Raw genomic sequence first — 21,756 nt, forward strand, 5'->3', positions numbered from 1 at the left:
TTAACGGGCTCTCCTGTTATCATCTTCACATTACCGCAACAAAATAATCACCACTGTTGATCATATTCGCATTTTTGCACCACGCTGGCGCGCAGCGACCGCTAACTGCATCTATGTTTAGCTCACGGGCCGGTACGGATACCGCGTTGTCCGGCTCGCCACGTGATGGCAACCGATCTCCTGACCTGAAAGGGAATGCGCCCTTGCCGGATGCGGCACGGGTTGCCGTCGCGTGCGTACCGACCGGGGCGACTGTTCTCCGGTGTTCCACTCCTTCCTGGCGGGATTTTTGCTTCTTCCACCCTGGCCGTCCTGGCGCTGCGCCAGCGTCGGCACCACACGGTAAGTGATATTTTCTGCGTCATTCCATGACGCCAGGCTTTACATCGCTGAGGAATATCCGAATGTCTTTGAAACTGAAAACAATGACGCTTCATGTTGTGATAGCAGGTTGTATGAGCATGGCCTTTTACGCCCAGGCAGACGTGAAGATCGGCGTCGCCGGGCCCTTTACCGGCCCCAACGCCACCTACGGCGCCCAGTACTGGAAGGGGGCCTCGCAGGCGGTGGCCGATATCAATGCCGCCGGCGGCATCAAAGGCGAAAAGATTGTGCTGGTGCAGGGGGATGACGCGTGCGAACCGAAGCAGGCGGTGGCGGTGGCCAACCGGCTGGTGGATGAAGCGAAAGTCTCCGCCGTGGTGGGGCACTTTTGCTCTTCCTCAACGATGCCGGCCTCCGAGGTATATGACGAAGCCGGGATCCTGACCATTACCCCCGGCTCGACCAACCCGCAGATCACCGAGCGCGGCATGAAAGATCTCTTTCGCATGTGTGGTCGTGACGATCAGCAGGGGGCGATCGCCGCCAACTATATGCTGGACGTGCTGAAGGCGAAGAAAATCGCCGTCATCCACGATAAAGACACCTATGGTCAGGGGCTGGCCGATGCCACCCGCGCGGCGCTGGCGAAGCGGGGTACCAAAGAAGTGTTGTACGAAGGCCTTTCCCGCGGTGAAAAAGACTTTAACGCCCTGGTGACCAAGATCGGCGCCCTCAAGCCGGACGTGGTCTACTTTGGCGGCTGCCATCCGGAAGCGGGCCCGCTGGTGCGCCAGATGCGCGAGCAGGGGGTGCAGGCCAAATTCTTCTCCGGCGACTGTATCGTCACCGAGGAGCTGGTCACGGCCGCCGGAGGGCCGCAGTTCACCAACGGCGTGCTGATGACCTTTGGTCAGGATCCGCGCACCCTCCCCGACGGCAAAGCGGTGATCGAGAAGTTCCGCGCCAGCGGCTTTGAGCCGGAAGGTTATACCCTCTACGCCTACGCCTCCATTCAGGCTATCGCCGCGGCCTGGAACGCCGTCGGTACCGATAACGCCAAAGCCAGCGACTGGCTGAAGAGCCACGACGTCGAGACGGTGATGGGCAAGAAAGCCTGGGATGGCAAAGGCGACCTCAAGGTGTCCGACTACGTGGTCTATCAGTGGGACGACAAGGGCAAATATCACCAGCTCTGATCGGCCACGACCTGAGGACGCTCTGTCCTTTTGACTTGCGAATTGTCACATGACGGCGGTTGACCGGGAACGGAACCCGGCGGCCGTCTGCCTGGCGGCTGGAGGGGCTATGACGGCGTTTTTTCTGCAACAACTGATCAATGGGCTGACGCTGGGCGCGGTGTACGGCTTAATCGCCATCGGCTACACCATGGTGTATGGGATCATCGGCATGATCAACTTCGCCCACGGCGAGGTGTATATGGTCTCCGCCTACCTGTGCGCCATCGGCCTGGCGCTGCTCTCTTTCTTCGGGATCCACTCCTTTCCGCTGCTGATTTTCGCCACTCTGGTGTTCACCATCGTGGTCACCGGCGTATACGGCTGGGCGATCGAGCGCATCGCCTACCGGCCGCTGCGCAACTCGACGCGGCTGGCGCCGCTGATCTCGGCTATCGGGATGTCGCTGATCCTGCAGAACTATGTCCAGCTGAGCCAGGGGCCGAACCAGCAGGGGATCCCGACGCTGCTTAGCGGCGCGTTGCGCATGACGGTGGGCGATGGGGTGGTGCAGATCACCTGGACCAAGGTGTTTATTCTCGTCGCGGCGCTGGTGGGGATGCTTATCCTGACCTGGATTATTCAGTATACCCGGCTGGGGCGCATCTGCCGCGCCACCCAGCAGGACCGGCGCATGGCGGCGATCCTTGGCATCAATACCGACCGGGTGATCTCCCTGGTGTTTGTCATCGGCGCGGCGATGGCCGGTCTGGCCGGCGTGCTGGTGACCATGAACTACGGCACCTTCGACTTCTATATCGGATTTATTATCGGCATCAAAGCCTTCACCGCCGCGGTGCTGGGCGGGATCGGCTCGCTGCCTGGCGCGATGCTGGGTGGTCTGCTGCTTGGGGTGGCCGAAGCCCAGTTCGCCGGGCTGGTGAATTCGGATTACAAAGATGTCTTTTCCTTTGCGCTGCTGGTGGCGATCCTGATTTTTCGCCCGCAGGGGCTGCTGGGACGTCCGCTGGTGGCCAAGGTCTAAGGAGGCTTTATGGGTGAAATTACGCGCCAGCCTGCGCGGGCTATCCAAAACGCGCTGATCGACAGCGTACTGGCCGGCCTTTGCGCGTTAATTGTCTTTGGCCCGATCGTCGGCGTGGTGCTCAAAGGGTATGGTTTTACCCTCGCGCCTGCGCGGGTGGCGATTCTGGTGGCGGTGGTGATGGCCGGCAGGCTGGCGCTCAGTCTGCTGCTGCAGAGCCACAGGGGAAAAGCCTTTATTGCCCGCTTTGAGGGGGCGGATGACGGGGTGTACGTCCGGCCGCCGGGCTACCGTTCGCGGCTGCGCTGGATAATACCGCTGCTGGTGGGGCTGGCCATTGTCTTTCCGTTTCTCGCCACAAAATATCTGCTGACCGTGGCCATTCTTGGGCTGATCTACGTTCTGCTTGGCCTGGGGTTGAATATTGTGGTGGGCCTCGCGGGCCTGCTCGATCTGGGCTATGTGGCGTTTTACGCCATCGGCGCCTACGGCCTGGCGCTGGGCTACCAGTACCTGGGCCTCGGCTTCTGGGCGATGCTGCCGCTGGGGGCGGTGATGGCGGCCCTCGCCGGGGCGTTGCTGGGTTTTCCGGTGCTGCGTATGCATGGCGACTATCTGGCCATCGTCACCCTCGGCTTTGGCGAAATTATCCGCCTGGTGCTTAACAACTGGGTGAGCTTCACCGGCGGCCCTAACGGCGTACCGGTGCCATCCCCCACGCTGTTTGGCCTCGAGTTTACCCGCCGGGCCAAGGATGGCGGCATCCCCATCCATGAGTTTTTCCACGTCAGCTACAACCCCAACCTGAAATTCATCTTTCTCTACGCCGTGCTGTGCCTGGTGGTGATGCTGGTGCTGCTGGTGAAGCATCGCCTGACGCGGATGCCCATCGGCCGCGCCTGGGAGGCGCTGCGAGAGGATGAGATCGCCTGTCGGGCGATGGGGCTCAATCACGTGCTGGTGAAGCTCTCGGCGTTTATGCTCGGCGCGTCGACGGCCGGGATCGCCGGGGTGTTCTTCGCCAGCTATCAGGGGTTTGTTAACCCGACGTCGTTCACCTTTTTTGAGTCGGCGCTGATCCTGGCGATTGTGGTGCTCGGGGGAATGGGCTCCACCCTGGGAGTGGTACTGGCGGCGTTTGTTCTGACGGTCACCCCGGAACTGCTGCGCGGTTTTGACGAATATCGGGTGCTGCTGTTCGGCGTGCTGATGGTGATGATGATGATCTGGCGGCCGCGCGGCCTGGTGCGCACCAGCCCCGGCCGCCGGCCTCAACCCGGTGGAAACCCAGGCGCTGAGCCGGATTATTCGCTTTCTGCGCCAGCAGCACGGCATCACGGTGCTACTGATCGAGCATGATATGGGGATGGTGATGGAGATTTCGGATCATATCATCGTCCTCGATCACGGGGACGTCATCGCCCGCGGCGCGCCGCAGGCGATCCAGGCCAACGCCAGCGTGATTGCCGCCTATCTAGGCGCTGAGGAAGAGGAGACGCGCCGATGAGCCAGCCTTTGCTTGCCTTTAATGAGGTGGATGTCTTCTACGGGCCGATCCAGGCCCTGAAGCAGGTCTCCCTCACCGTCAACGAGGGGGAGACGGTGGCGCTGATCGGCGCCAACGGCGCCGGTAAATCAACGCTGCTGATGTCGGTCTTCGGCCAGCCGCGCATTGCCGGCGGGGAGATTTTCTATCGCGGGGAGGCGATCAGCCGGAAATCGACCCACTTTATCGCCAGCAACGGCATCGCCCAGGCCCCGGAAGGGCGGCGCATCTTTCCCGATATGACCGTCGAGGAGAATCTGCTAATGGGGACCATTGCCATTGGCAACCGCTATCAGGCCGAGGACAAGGCGCGAATGTACCAGCTGTTCCCCCGGCTGGAAGAGCGGCGGGGACAGCGGGCGATGACCCTCTCCGGCGGCGAGCAGCAGATGCTGGCCATCGCCCGGGCGCTGATGAGCCGACCGCGCCTGCTGCTGCTGGATGAGCCGAGCCTGGGGCTGGCGCCGCTGGTGGTGAAGCAGATTTTTCAGATCCTGCGCGAGCTGACGGCCCAGGGGATGACGCTGTTTCTGGTGGAGCAGAATGCCCGCCATGCCCTCAACCTGTCGGACCGCGCCTACGTGATGGTGAACGGCCAGATCCGCCTGAGTGGTAGCGGCCAGACGCTGCTCAACGACCCGGAGGTGAAATACGGCGTCGTTGACGTTAATCGATTCAACATGAAAAGTCTTATTTTTACGGTCGGTGTAACCGGCGATGATCTCCGGCAGTAATAACACCGACAGCGAAGGGGCGGCGTCGATTCTTATTTTCTGGGTAGTGTTATTTAAGCCTTTAATACGGCTGATCTGAAAATCCATGTCATCGAGCATATTTCGCGCATAGCCGACAAAAATTTTCCCGCGGTTGGTCAGCTGCAGGGGGTTGGCGCTACGATCGAAGATGCTGAATCCGAGGGAGGCCTCCAGCGACTGGATGCGTCGGCTGAACGAGGACTGAGAGATGTTGCGGGCTTTGGCCGCCAGGGTAAAGCTGCGCGACTCCTCAAGGGCAATCACATCATACAGCCATTTTACTTCCAGATTTGCCAACACCGATCCAGTCCTCAAAAACGCAATAAAGGCTATGCAATTTTAGCATAGCGCATAGAAACTATGCAATTAACATAATTATCGACAGGTGTTAACATTTTTTGGAAAGTTGAGATTTATGAATGCATATCGGCGACCCTACATGAGCACGATATGAAATCGCGACTCACGGTTATTTATTGCTTTATTTCATTGTCCAGGACTTATCTTATTAAATAGCCGGCGACGATGACGAAAGCAATGAATAACCCAGGCCTCTTACCTTAAATAGTTTGTCAGGAGTTCCATGTCACAACAAATTGAATCAGTAAAAATGGCTCTGCAGGAGCTGGGGATTAATGCAAGCGGCGAATTCTTTTACAACCCTGATTACGATTTGCTTATTGCACATGAAACCTCTCCTGAGCTGACCGGCGCGGCCCGCGGCGTGATGACCGACTCTGGCGCTGTGGCTGTTGATACCGGGATCTTCACCGGCCGTTCGCCGCGCGATAAATACATCGTCCGCGACGAACAGACTCGCGACACCGTCTGGTGGGCAGACTCCGGCCTCGGCCGTAATGACAATAAGCCGTTATCGCCAGACGTGTGGCGTAGCCTGAAAAGCCTGGTCGCGGGCCAGCTGAGCGGCAAAAAACTGTACGTCATCGACGCCTGGTGCGGCGCCAGCCCGGACACCCGTCTTGGCGTACGCTTCGTCACCGAGGTGGCGTGGCAGGCCCACTTTGTCAAAAACATGTTCATCGTGCCAAGCGCCGACGAGCTGGCCAGCTTTACGCCAGACTTCGTGGTGCTCAACGGCGCGGGCTGCACCAATGCCAACTGGCAGGCGCAGGGGATGAACTCCGAGAACTTTGTCGCCTTTAATCTGAGCGAGCGTATTCAGCTCATCGGCGGTACCTGGTACGGCGGCGAAATGAAGAAAGGGCTGTTCTCGGTCATGAACTACCTGCTGCCGCAGAAAGGCATCGCGTCGATGCACTGCTCGGCCAACCGTGGCGAAGCAGGGGACGTGGCGCTGTTCTTCGGCCTCTCCGGGACCGGGAAAACCACCCTGTCGACCGATCCGCATCGTCAGCTGATTGGCGATGATGAGCACGGTTGGGACGATGACGGCGTGTTTAACTTCGAAGGCGGCTGCTACGCTAAGACCATCAATCTCGATCCGCAGGCGGAGCCGGAGATTTATGGCGCCATCCGCCGCAATGCGCTGCTGGAAAACGTGGTAGTGCGCGCTGACGGCAGCGTGGATTATGCCGACGGCAGCAAAACCGAAAACACCCGCGTCTCCTATCCGCTGTCGCATATCGACAATATCGTCAAGCCGGTGTCCCGCGCGGGCCATCCGTCGAAGGTGATTTTCCTTGCCGCCGATGCGTTTGGCGTCCTGCCGCCGGTCTCCCGTCTGACCACCGAGCAGATGCAGTACCATTTCCTGTCGGGTTTCACCTCGAAGCTGGCGGGTACCGAGCGCGGCATTACCCAGCCGACGCCGACCTTCTCCGCCTGCTATGGCGCGGCGTTCCTGCTGCTTCACCCGACCCAGTACGCCAGCGTCCTGGCGGCGAAGATGGCGGAATCCGGTGCCGAAGCCTGGCTGGTCAACACCGGCTGGAACGGCGAGGGCAAACGCCTGTCGCTGCGCGATACCCGCAGCATCATTAGCGCGATCCTCAACGGCACTACCGGCCCGCTGCGCGAGGAGACCATCCCGGTGTTCGGTCTTGCGATCCCGCAGAGCATTCCAGGGGTAGACAGCGCGGTGCTGGATCCGCGTAATGGCTGGAGTTCAGCGGATAAATGGCAGGAGAAGGCCGAGAGCCTGGCTCAGCTGTTTATGGATAACTTCAAGCAGTACAGCGATACCGAAGCGGGCGCGCGTCTGGCGCTGGCCGGTCCGCAGCTGCAGAAGAGCGCGGTCGAAGCCTGATCCGCGGCCAGCAGGTCGACGCCTGGCGCCGACCTGCTGGCGAGCCGCTTTACTCCGCAAAGGCCCGCAGCGCATCGCCAGTGAGGCGATAACGCACCCACTCATCCTGCGGCTGCGCGCCAATGCTCAGATAGAAATCAATCGCCGGCTGGTTCCAGTCGAGCACGCTCCACTCCAGACGCCCGCACTGACGTTGTACAGCATATTGCGCGATGGTTTTCAGCAGCGCTTTTCCGGCGCCGATCCCGCGATAGTCGGGGGTGACGTACAGATCCTCCATATAGATACCATTGCGTCCAAGCCAGGTGGAGTAGCTGGTGAAGAACACCGCGTAGCCCACCGCTTTGCCCGCCACCTCGCAGATCAGCGCTTCGGTTTTGCTGCCGCTGGCAAACAGCGTCTCTCTGATCTCCTCTGGCGTCGTCACTACCTCTTCGGGGGCTTTCTCGTAGACCGCGAGTTCATAAATCATGTCGTAGATAGCGGTGGCGTCGTCCGGGGTGGCCTGGCGGATTGTGATGCTCATGGGGTGTCCTGTATCCATAGTCAAAAGAGAGCAAAATTGCTGACCCTGAGGATAAGCGGTATTGTGAAAAGAATTAAGTGCAATGAAATCAGCAAACGATGAATATTATGCATCCTGTCCTGCGCCGGATTGACCTCAACCTGTTGCCGGTCTTTGACGCGGTCTATCGCTCCCGCTCGGTACGCCTGGCGGCGGAAGAGCTGGCGATGAGCACCTCGGCGCTGAGCCATGCGCTTTCCCGGCTGCGCAGCGCCCTCAACGATCCGCTGTTCTACCGCGAAGGCCACCGGATGTGCCCCAGCGTCTATGCCAGCCAGCTTGCGCCCTCTATCGCTTCGGCGCTGAAGTTTCTCAACCAGGAGCTGACGCCGCCGGCGGCGTTTGTGCCGGCCGCCAGCACCGACTGCATGCAGATTGCGATCACCGATTTCACCGCGTTCTGCGTCTTTCCGAGGCTGATGCATCACCTGCAGCGTGAGGCGCCCGGGCTGCGGTTTGAGCTCCGTTATCTGCCCCACAGCCCGGCGCTGACCGAGCTGCTGGCGGGCGAGGTCGACCTGGCCCTCGGGTTCAATACCCCTGACGAGCCAGCCCATCCCGATCTTGAGGAGATTAACTGGCTGCGGGACGAATATGTGGTCATCAGCCAGGCCAACCGGACGGCGCTGACCCTGGACGCCTACCTTGCGGCCCGTCATCTGGTGGTGACCCCGTGGAATGAGCGGCAGGGGGTGCTGGACTGTGAGCTGGAGCGACAGGGCTATTCGCGGCAGGTGGCGATGAAAACCCCCTCGATGCTGAGCGCGCCCTTTATTATTGAGCAGAGCGACCTGTTGATGGCGCTGCCCCGGCGGGCGGCGGAGACGATGGCCCGCGCCGCCCGGCTGACCATTTTCCCGCTGCCGTTTCCGGTTCCGCCGTTTGACGTCAAGATTTACGCCCACCAACGCAGCGGGAAACGCGAGGCTACCCGCTGGCTTATCTCCCTGTTGCAGACGCTGGTGGGGGAGTCCACCGCTTCCTGACGCGCTTTCCAGCCGGCAGGGTATTTCGTTACCCCAGGCCAGGTTTTATGCCTTCAACCCACGGCGACATATCCTGGCCCCGGTCACAAAACGGAAAACTGACTTTTTCGCCGTCACCCGCGGCGTGGTTAGGATGGTGTGTGTTAAATGATTGTATGTAAAAGTAATGTTAATTAGTTAAATGTTATTCATGCGTAAAATGCATTAGTGGATGCGTTTATTACGCTTATTTCGTTCCCGGTTCTGTTTCAGTCTTCAGCGACAGGCGCGCGACAACGCGTGGATAACAAACTGGAGACCTGCATGCATTCAACAACCTCACAGATGAGTACCCGTGACCGGATCGGCGCCATTCTGCGCGTCACGTCCGGTAACTTTCTCGAACAGTTCGACTTTTTTCTGTTCGGGTTTTATGCCACCTACATCGCCCATACCTTTTTTCCGGCGAGCAGTGAATTCGCCTCGCTGATGATGACCTTCGCAGTCTTTGGCGCCGGCTTTTTGATGCGCCCCATCGGCGCTATCGTACTTGGCGCCTATATCGACAAGGTGGGGCGGCGCAAGGGGCTGATCGTCACCCTGTCGATCATGGCCACCGGCACCTTCCTGATCGTGCTGATCCCCTCTTATCAGACCATTGGCCTGTGGGCGCCGCTGCTGGTGCTGATCGGCCGTCTGCTGCAGGGCTTTTCCGCAGGCGCCGAGCTGGGCGGGGTGTCGGTCTATCTGGCCGAGATCGCCACCTCGGGCCGCAAAGGCTTTTACACCAGCTGGCAGTCGGGCAGTCAGCAGGTTGCCATCATGGTGGCAGCCGCGATGGGCTTTGCCCTCAACGCGGTACTGGAGCCGAGCGCTATCAGCGACTGGGGCTGGCGTATTCCGTTCCTTTTCGGCTGCCTGATTGTTCCGTTCATTTTTATCCTGCGCCGTAAGCTGGAGGAGACCCAGGAGTTTACTGCCCGCCGCCATCATCTGGCGATGCGCCAGGTATTCGCCACCCTGCTGGCGAACTGGCAGGTGGTTATCGCCGGGATGATGATGGTGGCGATGACCACCACCGCGTTCTACCTGATCACCGTCTATGCCCCGACCTTTGGTAAAAAGGTGCTGATGCTCAGCGCCTCTGACAGCCTGCTGGTCACGCTGCTGGTGGCGATTTCCAACTTCTTCTGGCTGCCGGTGGGCGGGGCGCTGTCCGACCGCTTTGGCCGCCGATCGGTGCTGATCGCCATGACCCTGCTGGCGCTGGCTACCGCCTGGCCTGCGCTGACCATGCTGGCGAACGCCCCGAGCTTTTTGATGATGCTGAGCGTGCTGCTGTGGCTGTCGTTTATCTACGGCATGTACAACGGGGCGATGATCCCGGCGCTGACCGAAATTATGCCCGCCGAAGTGCGCGTGGCAGGTTTCTCGCTGGCCTACAGCCTGGCGACCGCGGTGTTTGGCGGCTTCACGCCGGTGATTTCCACGGCGCTGATTGAGTATACCGGTGATAAAGCGTCTCCCGGCTACTGGATGAGCTTTGCCGCCATCTGCGGTCTGCTGGCCACTTGCTACCTCTATCGCCGTAGCGCCGTTGCGCTGCAGACGGCACGTTAATCAGGGAGAAGATGATGCGTAAAACGACAGGAACCCTGCTAGCCACGCTGCTGCTGGCCGCCACCGGCGGCAGCGCGTTGTCCGCTGAGGTCACCGTGATGATCTCCGGCGGCTTCAAAGCGGCGCTGGAAAAGCTGGCCCCGGCGTGGGAAAAACAAACCGGCAACCACCTCGTGGTGATCCCTGGCCCGTCGATGGGAAAAACGCCGCAGGCGATCCCTAACCGTCTGGCGCGCGGCGAACACGCGGACGTGGTGATCATGGTCGGGGACGCGCTGACCAGCCTCGAGAAAGCGGGCCGTACGCAACCGGATTCGCGCCGGGAGCTGGCCGACTCGCCGATCGGCGTGGTGGTGAAGGCGGGGGCGCCGCTGCCGGCTATCCACAGCGCAGACCAGCTGCGTGCGACGCTGCTGGCGGCGCCATCGGTCGCGTACTCCGACAGCGCCAGCGGACGCTATGTCAGCTCGACGCTGTTCCACACCCTAGGCATTGATGACGCGATGCAGAGTAAAGCGCAGATGGTGGAGCGCATTCCGGTGGCCTCGGAAGTGGCCAAGGGACGGTATGCGATCGGTTTTCAGCAGGTGAGCGAACTGCTGCCGGTGCCCGGCGTAACCTTCGTCGGCGAACTGCCGGATAACCTGCAGTACATCACCCGCTTTGCCGGGGCGGTGACCATCAGCGCCGACCACCCGCAGGAAGGCAAGGCGCTGCTGACGTATCTGGCGTCACCGGCGGCGCAGGAGACCATCCACGCCACCGGTATGCGAAGCGTAGCCGCCGCCGCGCCGGTCAGCCAGAAGGATACTGTTCAATAATCAGCTTCTCCAGCTCTGCCGCCACGTAGGACTGAATACGGCCGCTGAGGCGGATCAGGCCTACCGTACGCGTGACCACCGGGTCGGTGAGCGGCACAGCGCGGAGAACGGAATGCTCCCCGGCGGGCATCGACATCGCGGGCACGGCGGCAATGCCGATGCCCGCTTCCACCATCCCCAGCATCGTGGTGACGTGGCGGGTTTCGCAGATACTTGGCCGCGCCGGCGTCAGATGCGCCAGCTCCCGGTCAAGCAGCGTCCGGTTGCCGGAGACCCGATCCAGGCCAATATAATCCTGTTCAAAATACGCCTGCCAGCTTAGGTGCGTCTTGCGCGCCAGCGGATGATCGTGCCGACAGGCGGCCACATAGCGGTCGTCGGCAAGAGGGGTGAATTCGATACTGGCTGGCAGGTTTTTGGCAAAGCAGAGGCCAAAGTCAGCCTGTCCGCTGCTGACCGCCTCGATCACATTCCCGACGCTGCTGTCAATCAACCGGATGCGCACCTGGGGATAACGCGCCTGAAAGCTGCGGATGATTTCCGGCATAAAGTAGTAGGCGGCGGAAGGCACTGTCGCCACCGTCACCAGCCCGGTGCGCGCCTTGCTGACCTGGCTGATATCCGCCAGCACCGTCTCGACATGGGCCAGCAGCTGCTCCGAACGTTCGGCAAAATTTTGCCCATACAGCGTGAGGGTCACCCGCCGGGTGGTGCGATCGAACAGCCGGTTGCCCAGCGCCGTCTCCAGCTTTTCGATGCGTCGGCTAAGGGCCGACTGCGACAGGCAGATGGATTCGGCCGCCAGCCGAAAACTGCCATATTCCATCAGGGCGCGAAAGGCGTAGAGATCGTTGAAGTCAAAATTTACGGGCATGGCGGCATCCTTATCGGCTCTCTGGCGCCATCGCCCCGTCCGGCGAGGGGCGATGGCGGGTAGCATATCGGGCAGGACTTCGGGCGCGCGGGAAACCGCGCGCCAGGGCTTACACCTTAAGCAATTTTACCGTGGCATCGATATCGATTTCGTCTTCCGAAAAGATCAGGGTTGTCCCCTGAAAGGTGGTGATCGCCAGCTTTTTCACCGAGCGCATCTCTCCCGGCTGCACCGTGGCTTTTGGCCGGATGCTGTTCATCAGCAGCCCGACCGACAGCACGGCGTTTTCTTTATCGACGCGGGTCTCGACCGGCTCTTCTTCCCGGTACACCACATAGGATTTGATGGAGGTCAGCTTCAACCGCTCGCCGGCAATATAGATATATTTGCTTTCCGGAATGACCTTCACCGCGTAGGCCGACAGCCCTTTATTGTTGGTGGTAGGTTCGAAAGTCACCGCCGCGTCTTTCTTGATAAGATCAGGATTGGCGACCTTAATCACGTGAAAATAACGATTTTCGCCGTTTTCATCTTTGATAAATCCAAAACCTTTATCTTTAAACCACGTTGTGATTGTTCCGTTCATCGCCATTACCGTATTACTCGTTGGTTAACACAAATTTTGCAGCGCGCAGTGTAAAGCACATTGCCTGTACAGGCCATGCCTTTGCGATAAGTGTGGGTGATAAATGACGCCGCCGCGAGGGCGGATTGTGCGCCAGCATCGTGCCGCTGGGCAAAATGGGGTACTATCGCCAGCCACTCCTTCTTCGGGCCGCCTGATGTCCACCATTATCGATACCTTTGTCGCGCCGCCGTGCCGCGAACAGATCACCCTCTTGTATCAGGACGAACACCTGGTGCTGATCAATAAGCCCGCCGGGCTGCTGAGCCTGTCGGGCAAAGATCCGCGCAACCTCGACTCCGTGCATCACCGGCTGGTACAGCGCTTTCCGGGCTGCACCCTGGTGCACCGCCTGGACTTCGGCACCTCCGGCCTGATGGTGATCGCCCGCAACAAGGGCATTAACGCCTTGCTGTGCCAGCAGTTCAGCCAGCGCACGGTGGACAAGGTCTATACGGCGCTGTTGTGCGGCCATCTGGCGGAAGATGAGGGGATAGTGGAGGCGGCAATCGCCAAAGATCCGGCCCGTTTCCCGCGCATGGCGCTCTGCGCCCGCCACGGCAAACCGGCGCGTTCGCGCTATCGGGTCATAGACCGCCTGTATCAGGCGCGAGAAGGCGAGAGGGCGCTGGCGTTAACCCGGGTGGCGCTCACCCCGGAGACCGGACGGACCCATCAGCTGCGTATTCACTGCCAGCTGCTGGGCTATCCGATCCTTGGCTGCGATCTGTACGGTGGCCGGGAGCTGCCCGGCACGGAACAGGCTCCGCGGCTGATGCTGCACGCCAGCGAACTGCGCTTTGTCCACCCCGTCAGCCATGAGCCGATGCATATCCAGCAGGCGAGCCCGTTTTGATCGCCCGCGGCGGGAAAGCCCGGGGTTACCACATCAGATCGTCGGGCACCTTAAAGTCGGCGTACGGATCGTCTTCATCCTGCTCATCCTGACTCAGGGCGCTGTGCAACACGATGCTGCTGGCGTCGCGCTGGGCAATTTTCTCAGCCACCACCGCCGGAATAATCGCATATTCACCTTCGGGCTTGTTATCCACCGCCAGGCGGGCAATCGCCAGACGGCCGTTAATCAGCTGGGTCTGGGTGGGCTTGTCGACCATGATTTTTTTGATCAGATTATTATCGGTAAAGTTAAAGCCGATATCGCCCCGGGCGACCGTAATGCGGTTCATCTCGATCAGCTGCTTCACCTGGGCTTTATACTCTTTCGCCAGCACCGCCTGCTTTTGCTGCTCGCTAAGCTGTTTATCACGCTCCAGCTGGGCTTTTTTATTTTCTTCCACCGCTTCCCGGGCCTCACGGGCCTGAACGCGGGATTTTTTCGCCGTCCTCTGGACTTTAGCCATTTTTTTGCTGCTGACCAGGCCGGCTTTGAGCATCTGCTCTTGTAAGGTGAGTTTTGTCATCTGCGTGTCTGAAACTGAGGAAACATCTGGCAAGTATACCTGCATTGGCAGAAACGACGCCAGACTCGCGATCGCGCTGGGCTGCTGTACCATGCCGCGCAGCGCGGCGGGGGATTACCCCCGGGGCTGAAGCTGATAAATCCAGGCGCTGATCTGCTGTCCATCGTCGGTGGTCACTTCCACCGGCACCCGATCGTACCCTTCCTCAAAGTCGTCCAGCATGGGCCAGTGCGCCGCCAGCCGATCGGACAGGAACAGATAGCCGTTGACCCGTGGGCCGTGAGCGTCGAGGACGATCCCCGGGAAATCGGCGGCTGCGCCCCAGCCGCGCGCGTAAAAGGTGCCGGTGACGTAGCCGGGACGCCACTCGCCCCCGATCGCTTCCAGAATATGCGCATTGCTGCGACCGGGACAGAGCGTCCCATAGACAAATAGTGGTTTCATTTTCTCTCTCTCGTTCGCCCTGACACCCGCCCACAGCGGAGCGGGAAACCAAAATACGGGGTAATGCAGCGCCTGGCAATGGCCGGGTGGGGCGGGGCGCTCCTCCGGGTATCTGGCAGTTGCCGGGGGAGATTCTGGACTCAGCGCTACTGAGGGTATATCGATTGCGGTGATATTTTTATTATTATTTATATTTAAGGTAAATATAAATATTCCTGACGGAGGGATTAATTCGCTAATTAATATTCAACAGGAAAATAATAAAAGGGTCGCTTATGGAATATTCCTTCTACATGTGATGACCGAGAGCAATAAAGCTACCTTGGGTTGAATTCAGATATTATTTAGGGCCAAGCGTTACCTCCCCCTGACTCTTTCGCTTTATGATAAACATCCCTTGACCAAAAAATACCATCTGACTTCGAAACTCTCGCGGGCAGGGGAGATATTTCCTTTCCCTGAAGCGGCAGGTAATAAATCCAGCCGAACACACGGCGGATGAGGGATATCCGTCCGGGCATTTGGTCCTGTCTGCAGACCAATGAAAGTGAAAGGCACAGGAGGTGCAATGAAGATTTTCCGCCCATTATGGCGCGACGGGGCTTTTCTGGTCCCGCAGCAGTTTCAGCAACAGGCCCGCTGGGACGCGCACGTCGCCGATACGGTCTCCCGCATGGCGCTCGCCCACCCGTGGGGGGTATTGCGCGCGGAGTTTGACGCGAGCGCGCTCACCCTTTCCCGGCTCAACGCTACCCGGCTGATCGTGCGTTTCGCCGACGGAACGCTGATTGACACCGAGCTGGCGGATATTTTGCCACCGGTCCGCGATGTATCGGACGTGATGCAGGACAGCGTGGAGGTTCTGCTCGCTCTGCCGCTGCTCAGCGCCAGCGGCGGCAATCTTGATGACGGCCAGGAGAGCGCCCGCCCGCGCCGCTGGCGCGCCGAGCAGGTGACCGTCCAGGAGCTGGCCGGCCATGAACGCAGCGAGCTGGCCGTTCTGCGGCACGCGCTAACGCTGCGTCTCTCCACCGAGGAAAATGCAGCCTTCCTCACCTGCCCGGTAGCGCGTCTGGTGCGCGACGCCCAGGGGCAGTGGATCGTTGACCCGGAATTCATCCCGCCGCTGCTGTCGCTGGCGGCAAGCCCGACGCTGGTCAGCGAGCTGGGCGAGCTGTTACATCGCCTGCAGGCCCGACGCAGACGCCTGATGGCCATGCGTCGTGAAAGCAATGCGCGGATGGCTGATTTTGCCGTGGCGGATGTTTCCCTGTTCTGGCTGCTCAACGCGCTGAACAGCGCTGAACCGGTGCTCAGCGAGCTGCATCAGGACCCTTCGCGCCATCCGGAGCTGCTCTATCGCGAACTGGCCAGGCTGGCCGGCAGTCTGCTGACTTTCTCCCTTGAACATCATCTGGAAGCAATCCCCCGCTACCGGCATGCCTCGCCAGAGCAGGTATTCCCACCGCTGTTTGCCCTGCTGGATACGCTGCTCGAAGTCAGCCTGCCCTCAAGGGTGATCGCCATCGCTCTGGAGCAGGGCGCCGACCGGGAGATCTGGCGGGGCAGGCTGCACGATGCGCGGCTGCGCGAGGGGGCGGATTTTTATCTGTCGGTGCGCTCTTCACTCCCCCCTCACCAGCTACAGAGCCGCTTTCCGCAGCTCTGTAAGGCGGGTAGCCATGATGATGTCGCCGAGGTCGTCAATATTGCCCTCAGCGGCATCGCGATCAAACCGCTGAGCCATGTGCCGGCGGCCATTCCGCTACGTCTGGAAAACCAATATTTCGCTCTGGATCTCTCCACCGACGCCGCCCGCACGATGCTGGAGGCCGGCAACTGCACCTTCTATACCCCGGAATCGCTTGGCGACGTGAAACTTGAACTCTTTGCGGTACTGCGCTCATGAATACCTCTGAAAGCGATCTGATCAACAAAACCTTTTACCCGGGCTGGCTGATGGTCAGCCAGTTACGCTGCGGCCAGCCGGTGACGGATGGCGAGGCGCTCTATCGCCAGGCCTGTCGATGGGTGACCGAGGCGCGCGAGGCGCTGACGGCGGGGGGAGTCAGTGAAGCCAGCGCTGAGCAGATGCTCTATGCCTACTGCGCGCTGCTCGATGAGAGCGTCCTCAACCGCGCCAGTCAGGATGATGGCTACCGCAGGTGGCGCAAGGATCCGCTGCAGGCGCGCTTTTTCAGCACTCTCAACGCCGGGGAAGAGCTCTGGGAACGGATCCGCCAGCTGCTGCGAGAGCCCACGGCGGATGCGGCAGTGCTGACTTGTTTCTATCGTACTTTGCAACTGGGGTTTGTCGGACAGTACCGCGCCGAGGATGACGAACGGCGTGAGGACGTGGCGCAAGCGCTTGGCGCGCGGGTCCCGCCGTTCAGCCTGACCCAGGAGGCGCCGGTGGTGGTTCGTGCCTCCCGGCTGCGCAGCGGACGGCGGATGTACTGGTGCGGCTGGGCGGCTGGCATTGTGGCGCTGGCGGCGCTGTGGTTGACCTGCTCCGCCATGCTGTCACAGATGGTGGCGCAGATAGCAGGGCAGGGATAAGAGATGCGTGATAACGCCCGTCGTCTGCTTACGATACTGACCGTCATCCTGGCCCTGTGGCTAGTGCTGGGCTTCTGGCCGCTGTCCATCGGCAACCAGGTGATCTTCAGTCTGTGCATCCTGCTGGCGGGCGGCGCGGCGCTCTGGCGTCAGCGTCGCCGGGCAGTCAGCCGTCAGCGATCGGAAATCGTCCTGCCACCCGAGGATTTTCAGGGGGCAGTGGTTCTGGTCTGCGGGGATACCGACGGTCTGTTTCCCGGGCGTTCGGCGCACGGCGAAACCCGTCACGGCTGGTATCTACGGGGAGACAGCGCGGAGCAATTGCCGCGGCTGGCGCAGTACCTGGCGGCGGCGCGTCCGGCGCTGGTATCGCAGGTTTCCGTGCTGCTGGCGGTGGTACCGGAGCACCACCCCTCCGGGGAGCATCTGGCGCAGTCGCTGCGCGACTGGCGGCGGAGTATCGTTCAGTGCCGAACCTGGCTAAACGGTCTGCCGCCGGTGTGGAGCGTGTTCTGGGTGACGCCGCCAGGCGGCCAGGCCGTGGAAAGCCGCTGGTTTACCGTCACGCCGGAGAGGCCTGGTCTCCAGGTGCAGCAGAAGGGACAAGCGCCCCAGGCGGTTGCCGAGTGGCAGCGGGAGGGCAGCCCTGCCTCACGCCTGCATCAGACGCTGTGGCTGGAGAGCATTCTGACCTTGGCCGAAAACGCTCTTTTCCGGCCATTCCGCGCCCGGCAGGCGGAACTTCCTCCGCTGAACCTGTGTGCCGCGGGCATCTGCCTGACACCGGTAGCGGCGGTGGCGAACAACCTCTGGCAACAGCAAATCGCCGGGATCACCACGCTCTCCCCGGGCAACGACGCGGCGCCAGGTCCTCACCCGCTGCCGGATCTTCTTCTGTCGTCACTGCCGCACCGCCACGGGGTCAGCCGCCGGATGCGCGATGTTGGTCTTGCCGCTGGCGTGGGCTTCCTCTTTCTGGCGCTGGCGATGCTGGCTTCCTTTATCAACAACCAGCGCCTGGTGCGCAGCGTCGGCGATCATCTGGCGGTGTATCACCGCCTCAGCGGCACGCCGCCGACGCCGAAGCTGCAGGCGCAGCAGCGTCTGCGTGCCGACAGCCGCCTGCTGGATGACTGGTTGCGCCGGGGGGAGCCGCTGCGTTATCGGCTGGGGCTGTATCAGGGGGGGCGGCTGATCCCCTTCGTGGAAGCCGCTATCAATGACTGGGCGCCGCCCCCGCCGCCACGTCCGGTCATTAAGCAGGTTGTGCAGGGACCGCAGACGATCCGCCTCGATAGCATGGCGCTGTTCGATACCGGCAAATCGACGCTGAAACCGGGTTCGACAAAGCTGCTGGTGAACTCGCTGCTGGGCATTAAGGCGAAACCCGGCTGGCTGATCGTGGTGGCAGGCCATACCGACAGCATCGGCAACGATAAATCCAATCAACAACTCTCCCTGAAGCGTGCCGAGGCGGTCCGCGACTGGATGCGCGATACCGGCGATGTGCCGGAGAGCTGTTTTGCGGTGCAGGGCTACGGCGCAAGTCGTCCTGTCGCCAGCAACGAGACGCCAGAGGGGCGGGCGCAAAATCGCCGGGTGGAGATCAGTCTGGTCCCGCAGAAGGACGCCTGTCTGACGCCGGGCACGGCCAATACCTCAGGAGCAGAGACTAACGGATTAAAAAGCGAAACCGAGTAATCAGCGACCCCGATCGCGGAGGTTGAACAACAACAATCTGCCTGCCTGACCTTGTGCGCTACGGGTCCCTGATAAACAGGAAACAGCGATGGGCGGTAGCGTGCCTGCAGCCAGTCAAACTTGTCGGCAAAGCGCGGTCTCTGCGGGGATGAAGCGCAGGAAAGGGGATGGATAAAGGAGATCAGTATGGATAGCGCTAAGGACAGTGGCAGAGAAATGCTGGCGGCGATAAACGTTGAAGGCTCCGGTTTCTGGCTGCTTTTTTTATTTCTCAGTCTGTGAATATAAATATCCCTGGGGTTACCTTTTAGTTACGAAACTCCTGGTGGGGTATCTGATATATCGATATGCACATAAATATATTTATGATGAATGAGATGATTATCATTAAACAAAATTAAACAGGGCGTCCTGTGAATTGATTTTTGATGGTCATTACAGCGGAGTAAAACAGGAATATAATGGATACTTCTTCAATAATTACCGGCACCACCCTTAACCGTTACCAGCTGGATATTCCTTCATGTACCGCATCGCTGGATGTGGAAGAATTCAGTGGGGCAGAAAAACTGAGTGAACTTTATTATTACACTATTACGTTTACCAGCGCAGAGAAAAATATTGATGCCGCACAGCTCCTGAGCAAACCCGCCATGCTGACGATGGGCGGCGGCGCACTGCAGCAGCTGGCGGACTGCAAACGCGTCCATGGTGTGATTACCACCTTCCGGCGCGTCAATCGTTCTGAAGATCAGTCGACCTATCAGATAACCCTCCAGCCGTTTCTCTCCCTGCTGGATAAACAGTTTCGCAGCCATCGTTTTTTCGTCAACAAATCGGTACCGGAGGTGGTGGAGCAGGTATTGCAGGAACATCACCTCCATGACTGGGAGTATGAGTTTAATCTCAAGCAACACTATCCGCGGCGCGAGCAAATTAATCAGTATCAGGAGAGCGACCTGGCGTTTATCCAGCGCCTGCTGGCAGAGGTGGGGATATTTTATTTCTTCACCCTGCAGGAAGAGGCCCAGAGCGAAGTGGTCCACTTCGCCGACGCGCAGCGGGCGCTGATGTTCGATAAGACACTTCCTGTAAACAGCCCGTCCGGGATGAGCGACAGCGGTGCGGAATCGATATGGGGTCTGAGCATCACGCACAATGTCGTAGAGGCAAACGTCACTACCCGGGATTATAACCCCCGCGATGCGCAGAGCGTTCTCCAGTCGGCAACAGCGGAAATGACCCGGGGAAATGGTGAAGGCATCACTTACGGTGAGGTATACCACTATAAGCTTCGTCACCGGGAGCGTGGCGATAAAATCGACCCGCAGACGGAGACCGCCAACTTCTATGCCCGCCTCGACCATGAGCGTTTTCTGGCTCACCAGACGCTTATTACCGCGAGCAGTACTGCAGCCTGGCTGGCGCCGGCCCAGGTGCTGAACGTTACCGACAGTCTGCCGTCGACCCTGCCTGCGCCCGTACAGGATCCGCTGTTAATCACCGGCACCGGTTTTACCGCCAGCCGCCGGGAGGCGCTGCGGGTGTCCCTGCTTGCGGTGCCCTACAGCGAAACATTGTGCTGGCGTCCGCCGCTGCTGCCGCGCCCGAAGGTGACTGGCACCATGACGGCGCGGGTGACCAGCGCGAAGGCGAATGATATCTATGCCTGGCAAGATGCGTCCGGCCTGTACCGGGTGAAATTTGACGCTGACAGAGACGAGAAAGGGCAGGGTCAGGAAAGCATGCCGGTGCGTCTCGCCAAACCCTACGGCGGCGACGTGTACGGCTTTCACTTCCCGCTGATCCAGGGCACGGAGGTGGCGATTGCTTTCCACGAAGGCGATCCCGACCGGCCGTATATTGCGCATGCGCTGCATGACTCGCGGCATGTCGATCCTGTGACGGAGAAAAACAGCACCCGCAATGTGATTCGTACTCCGGCCAATAATAAGCTGCGAATGGAGGACAAGCGCGGCGAGGAGCATATCAAGCTCAGCACCGAGTACGGCGGCAAGACGCAGCTGAATTTAGGTCATAACGTTGATGCCATCCGCAAGCTTAGGGGGGAAGGGTTTGAACTGCGTACCGATTCGTGGGGAGGGATCCGCGCGGGGAAAGGGATATTCATTACTGCGGACAGCCAGCCTGAGGCACAAGGGAAAGTGCTGGATATGGCTGCAGTACATTCCTTGTTGACGCAAGCCGTTAGTCAAATGGAGTCTCTTTCACTGGCAGCATCAGCGGCAAAAGCACAGCTCTTGCAATATGAGCAACAACAGGCACTGATGGAAGAGAAGTTACTTGCGCTAAAGCAGGCTTTATTACTGATGAGTGCACCAGAAGGTATTGCTTTAGCCAGTGGAAGTCATCTTCAGGCAGTTGCAAGCGAAAATATTTATATGACTGCAGGGCAAAATGTTGAACTGGGAGCAAAGAAAAATATTACCCTTGCCGCTTCTGAAAAAATATCAATCTTTACCGAAACTGAGGGCGTAGAAGCTATTGTAGCTAAAGGTGATATAATATCACAGGCTCAGTCAGGAAATATTGAAGTAATAGCTAAGCAAAATATTTCGCTGACCAGTACAACAAAGGATATGACTTTTACAGCGGCAAAAACTTTAACGTTTACCTGTGCTGGCGGGGCATACATTCGCCTTTCCGGAGGAAACATCGAGTTAGGCTGCCCTGGTGATATTATGATGAAGCAAAGTAAGCTTCTCTACAGTGGCCCAGCTTCTATGCAGTCAAATATTCCAGAACTTCCTGATAGTGGTCCACAGTCAATGAGTTTTATGCTGTTAGATGCTCTTGGTAATGCTGCGCCATCTACTATGAAAGTGAGTCTTTTTGATAGTGAATCAAAAGAACAAATATGGAACTCTGCTTTTAATGATGGAGAGTCAGGTTGTTTTGAACAGCCTGAAAGTAAAAATTTTCATGCAATAATTGGCGATGATAAATGGACGAGCCTTTTTTCTTATAACGATGTGCATGATATTGAGGATGAGACTGATGATGACCTGGATTTCGATGAACATGGTCCGCAATATGATGGTGAATTAAACGAACAAGATAAGGAATAG

Annotated in this window: 19 protein-coding genes and 4 pseudogenes; 16 read left to right on the forward strand and 7 right to left on the reverse strand. The window is 59.3% G+C overall.

What is annotated here, in order from left to right; translation table 11 throughout:
• Positions 1-25: 25 nt before the first annotated feature.
• On the reverse strand, positions 26-172 hold the full coding sequence (locus AB1E37_RS09350) for a hypothetical protein (RefSeq protein WP_004225356.1): 147 nt from the start codon (positions 170-172) through the stop codon (positions 26-28).
• Positions 173-461: 289 nt separating this feature from the next.
• Between AB1E37_RS09350 and AB1E37_RS09355 the strand changes: the two genes are divergently transcribed.
• The 5 genes and pseudogenes from AB1E37_RS09355 (at position 462) to AB1E37_RS09375 (ending at position 4,824) form a co-directional block, all read left to right on the forward strand.
• Positions 462-1,520, forward strand: coding sequence for a branched-chain amino acid ABC transporter substrate-binding protein (locus AB1E37_RS09355; RefSeq protein WP_004189329.1), 1,059 nt, complete (start codon positions 462-464; stop codon positions 1,518-1,520).
• Between the two features lie 109 nt (positions 1,521-1,629).
• Positions 1,630-2,544, forward strand: coding sequence for a branched-chain amino acid ABC transporter permease (locus tag AB1E37_RS09360; RefSeq protein WP_004175489.1), 915 nt, complete (start codon positions 1,630-1,632; stop codon positions 2,542-2,544).
• 9 nt (positions 2,545-2,553) lie between these two features.
• A pseudogene (gene livM, locus AB1E37_RS09365) lies at positions 2,554-3,801 on the forward strand (high-affinity branched-chain amino acid ABC transporter permease LivM); the annotation flags it as partial.
• Position 3,802: 1 nt separating this feature from the next.
• Positions 3,803-4,051, forward strand: a pseudogene (locus AB1E37_RS09370) (ABC transporter ATP-binding protein); the annotation flags it as partial.
• The gene (locus tag AB1E37_RS09375) at positions 4,048-4,824 is read left to right on the forward strand and encodes an ABC transporter ATP-binding protein (RefSeq protein ID WP_367777079.1); all 777 of its coding nucleotides are present in this window, start codon (positions 4,048-4,050) and stop codon (positions 4,822-4,824) included. The pseudogene AB1E37_RS09370 and the gene AB1E37_RS09375, both read left to right, overlap by 4 nt.
• Here AB1E37_RS09375 and AB1E37_RS09380 read toward each other — a convergent pair.
• Positions 4,729-5,145 (reverse strand): annotated as a pseudogene (locus AB1E37_RS09380) (LysR family transcriptional regulator); the annotation flags it as partial. The gene AB1E37_RS09375 and the pseudogene AB1E37_RS09380 overlap by 96 nt on opposite strands.
• A gap of 283 nt (positions 5,146-5,428) precedes the next feature.
• Here AB1E37_RS09380 and pckA point away from each other — a divergent pair.
• Entirely contained in the window at positions 5,429-7,072 is a 1,644-nt protein-coding gene (gene pckA / locus AB1E37_RS09385) for a phosphoenolpyruvate carboxykinase (ATP) (RefSeq protein ID WP_004148802.1), read from the forward strand.
• A gap of 49 nt (positions 7,073-7,121) precedes the next feature.
• Here pckA and AB1E37_RS09390 read toward each other — a convergent pair whose 3' ends face one another.
• Positions 7,122-7,598, reverse strand: coding sequence for a GNAT family N-acetyltransferase (locus AB1E37_RS09390; protein ID WP_002910717.1), 477 nt, complete (start codon positions 7,596-7,598; stop codon positions 7,122-7,124).
• 98 nt (positions 7,599-7,696) lie between these two features.
• Between AB1E37_RS09390 and AB1E37_RS09395 the strand changes: the two genes are divergently transcribed.
• The 3 genes from AB1E37_RS09395 (at position 7,697) to AB1E37_RS09405 (ending at position 11,043) form a co-directional block, all read left to right on the forward strand.
• Complete coding sequence (locus AB1E37_RS09395) at positions 7,697-8,623, forward strand: LysR family transcriptional regulator (protein WP_032447675.1); 927 nt, start codon at positions 7,697-7,699, stop codon at positions 8,621-8,623.
• Between the two features lie 303 nt (positions 8,624-8,926).
• The gene (locus tag AB1E37_RS09400) at positions 8,927-10,222 is read left to right on the forward strand and encodes an MFS transporter (RefSeq protein ID WP_004152313.1); all 1,296 of its coding nucleotides are present in this window, start codon (positions 8,927-8,929) and stop codon (positions 10,220-10,222) included.
• Between the two features lie 11 nt (positions 10,223-10,233).
• On the forward strand, positions 10,234-11,043 hold the full coding sequence (locus tag AB1E37_RS09405; protein ID WP_004899032.1) for a substrate-binding domain-containing protein: 810 nt from the start codon (positions 10,234-10,236) through the stop codon (positions 11,041-11,043).
• Here AB1E37_RS09405 and AB1E37_RS09410 read toward each other — a convergent pair.
• Together AB1E37_RS09410 and AB1E37_RS09415 are read right to left on the reverse strand one after the other, a co-directional pair.
• Complete coding sequence (locus AB1E37_RS09410) at positions 11,018-11,917, reverse strand: LysR family transcriptional regulator (protein ID WP_004152315.1); 900 nt, start codon at positions 11,915-11,917, stop codon at positions 11,018-11,020. The two genes, AB1E37_RS09405 and AB1E37_RS09410, sit on opposite strands and share 26 nt — an antisense overlap.
• A 109-nt stretch (positions 11,918-12,026) precedes the next feature.
• Entirely contained in the window at positions 12,027-12,509 is a 483-nt protein-coding gene (locus tag AB1E37_RS09415) for a cold-shock protein (RefSeq protein WP_002910657.1), read from the reverse strand.
• Between the two features lie 190 nt (positions 12,510-12,699).
• Here AB1E37_RS09415 and AB1E37_RS09420 point away from each other — a divergent pair, with 190 nt between their 5' ends.
• Positions 12,700-13,398: an RluA family pseudouridine synthase gene (locus AB1E37_RS09420; protein WP_032447674.1), complete on the forward strand. Its 699-nt coding sequence runs from the start codon at positions 12,700-12,702 to the stop codon at positions 13,396-13,398.
• Between the two features lie 25 nt (positions 13,399-13,423).
• Here the strand turns inward: AB1E37_RS09420 and AB1E37_RS09425 are convergent, their stop codons facing one another.
• Positions 13,424-13,963, reverse strand: a complete 540-nt coding sequence (locus AB1E37_RS09425) for a DUF2058 domain-containing protein (RefSeq protein ID WP_002910652.1) — start codon at positions 13,961-13,963, stop codon at positions 13,424-13,426.
• A gap of 114 nt (positions 13,964-14,077) precedes the next feature.
• On the reverse strand, positions 14,078-14,407 hold the full coding sequence (locus tag AB1E37_RS09430; RefSeq protein ID WP_002910650.1) for a gamma-glutamylcyclotransferase family protein: 330 nt from the start codon (positions 14,405-14,407) through the stop codon (positions 14,078-14,080).
• A gap of 112 nt (positions 14,408-14,519) precedes the next feature.
• On the opposite strand from AB1E37_RS09430, the gene AB1E37_RS09435 reads away from it, so the two are divergent.
• The 6 genes and pseudogenes from AB1E37_RS09435 to AB1E37_RS09460 all read left to right on the forward strand — a co-directional run bounded on the left by AB1E37_RS09435 (position 14,520) and on the right by AB1E37_RS09460 (position 21,756).
• Positions 14,520-14,738, forward strand: coding sequence for a hypothetical protein (locus AB1E37_RS09435; RefSeq protein ID WP_153582896.1), 219 nt, complete (start codon positions 14,520-14,522; stop codon positions 14,736-14,738).
• A 237-nt stretch (positions 14,739-14,975) separates the two neighbouring features.
• A complete protein-coding gene (gene tssK, locus AB1E37_RS09440; RefSeq protein WP_032415142.1) occupies positions 14,976-16,316 on the forward strand; it encodes a type VI secretion system baseplate subunit TssK in 1,341 nt (446 codons plus the stop codon).
• Complete coding sequence (gene tssL / locus AB1E37_RS09445) at positions 16,313-16,966, forward strand: type VI secretion system protein TssL, short form (protein WP_023341804.1); 654 nt, start codon at positions 16,313-16,315, stop codon at positions 16,964-16,966. The genes tssK and tssL overlap by 4 nt, the downstream gene beginning before the upstream one ends.
• A gap of 3 nt (positions 16,967-16,969) precedes the next feature.
• Positions 16,970-18,667: an OmpA family protein gene (locus AB1E37_RS09450; protein ID WP_032447673.1), complete on the forward strand. Its 1,698-nt coding sequence runs from the start codon at positions 16,970-16,972 to the stop codon at positions 18,665-18,667.
• A 186-nt stretch (positions 18,668-18,853) separates the two neighbouring features.
• Positions 18,854-18,978, forward strand: a pseudogene (locus AB1E37_RS09455) (hypothetical protein).
• Positions 18,979-19,128: 150 nt separating this feature from the next.
• Positions 19,129-21,756, forward strand: a complete 2,628-nt coding sequence (locus tag AB1E37_RS09460; RefSeq protein ID WP_284302527.1) for a type VI secretion system Vgr family protein — start codon at positions 19,129-19,131, stop codon at positions 21,754-21,756.

It is taken from the genome of Klebsiella sp. Shm-1 (assembly GCF_040804525.1).
Lineage (GTDB): Bacteria > Pseudomonadota > Gammaproteobacteria > Enterobacterales > Enterobacteriaceae > Klebsiella > Klebsiella pneumoniae.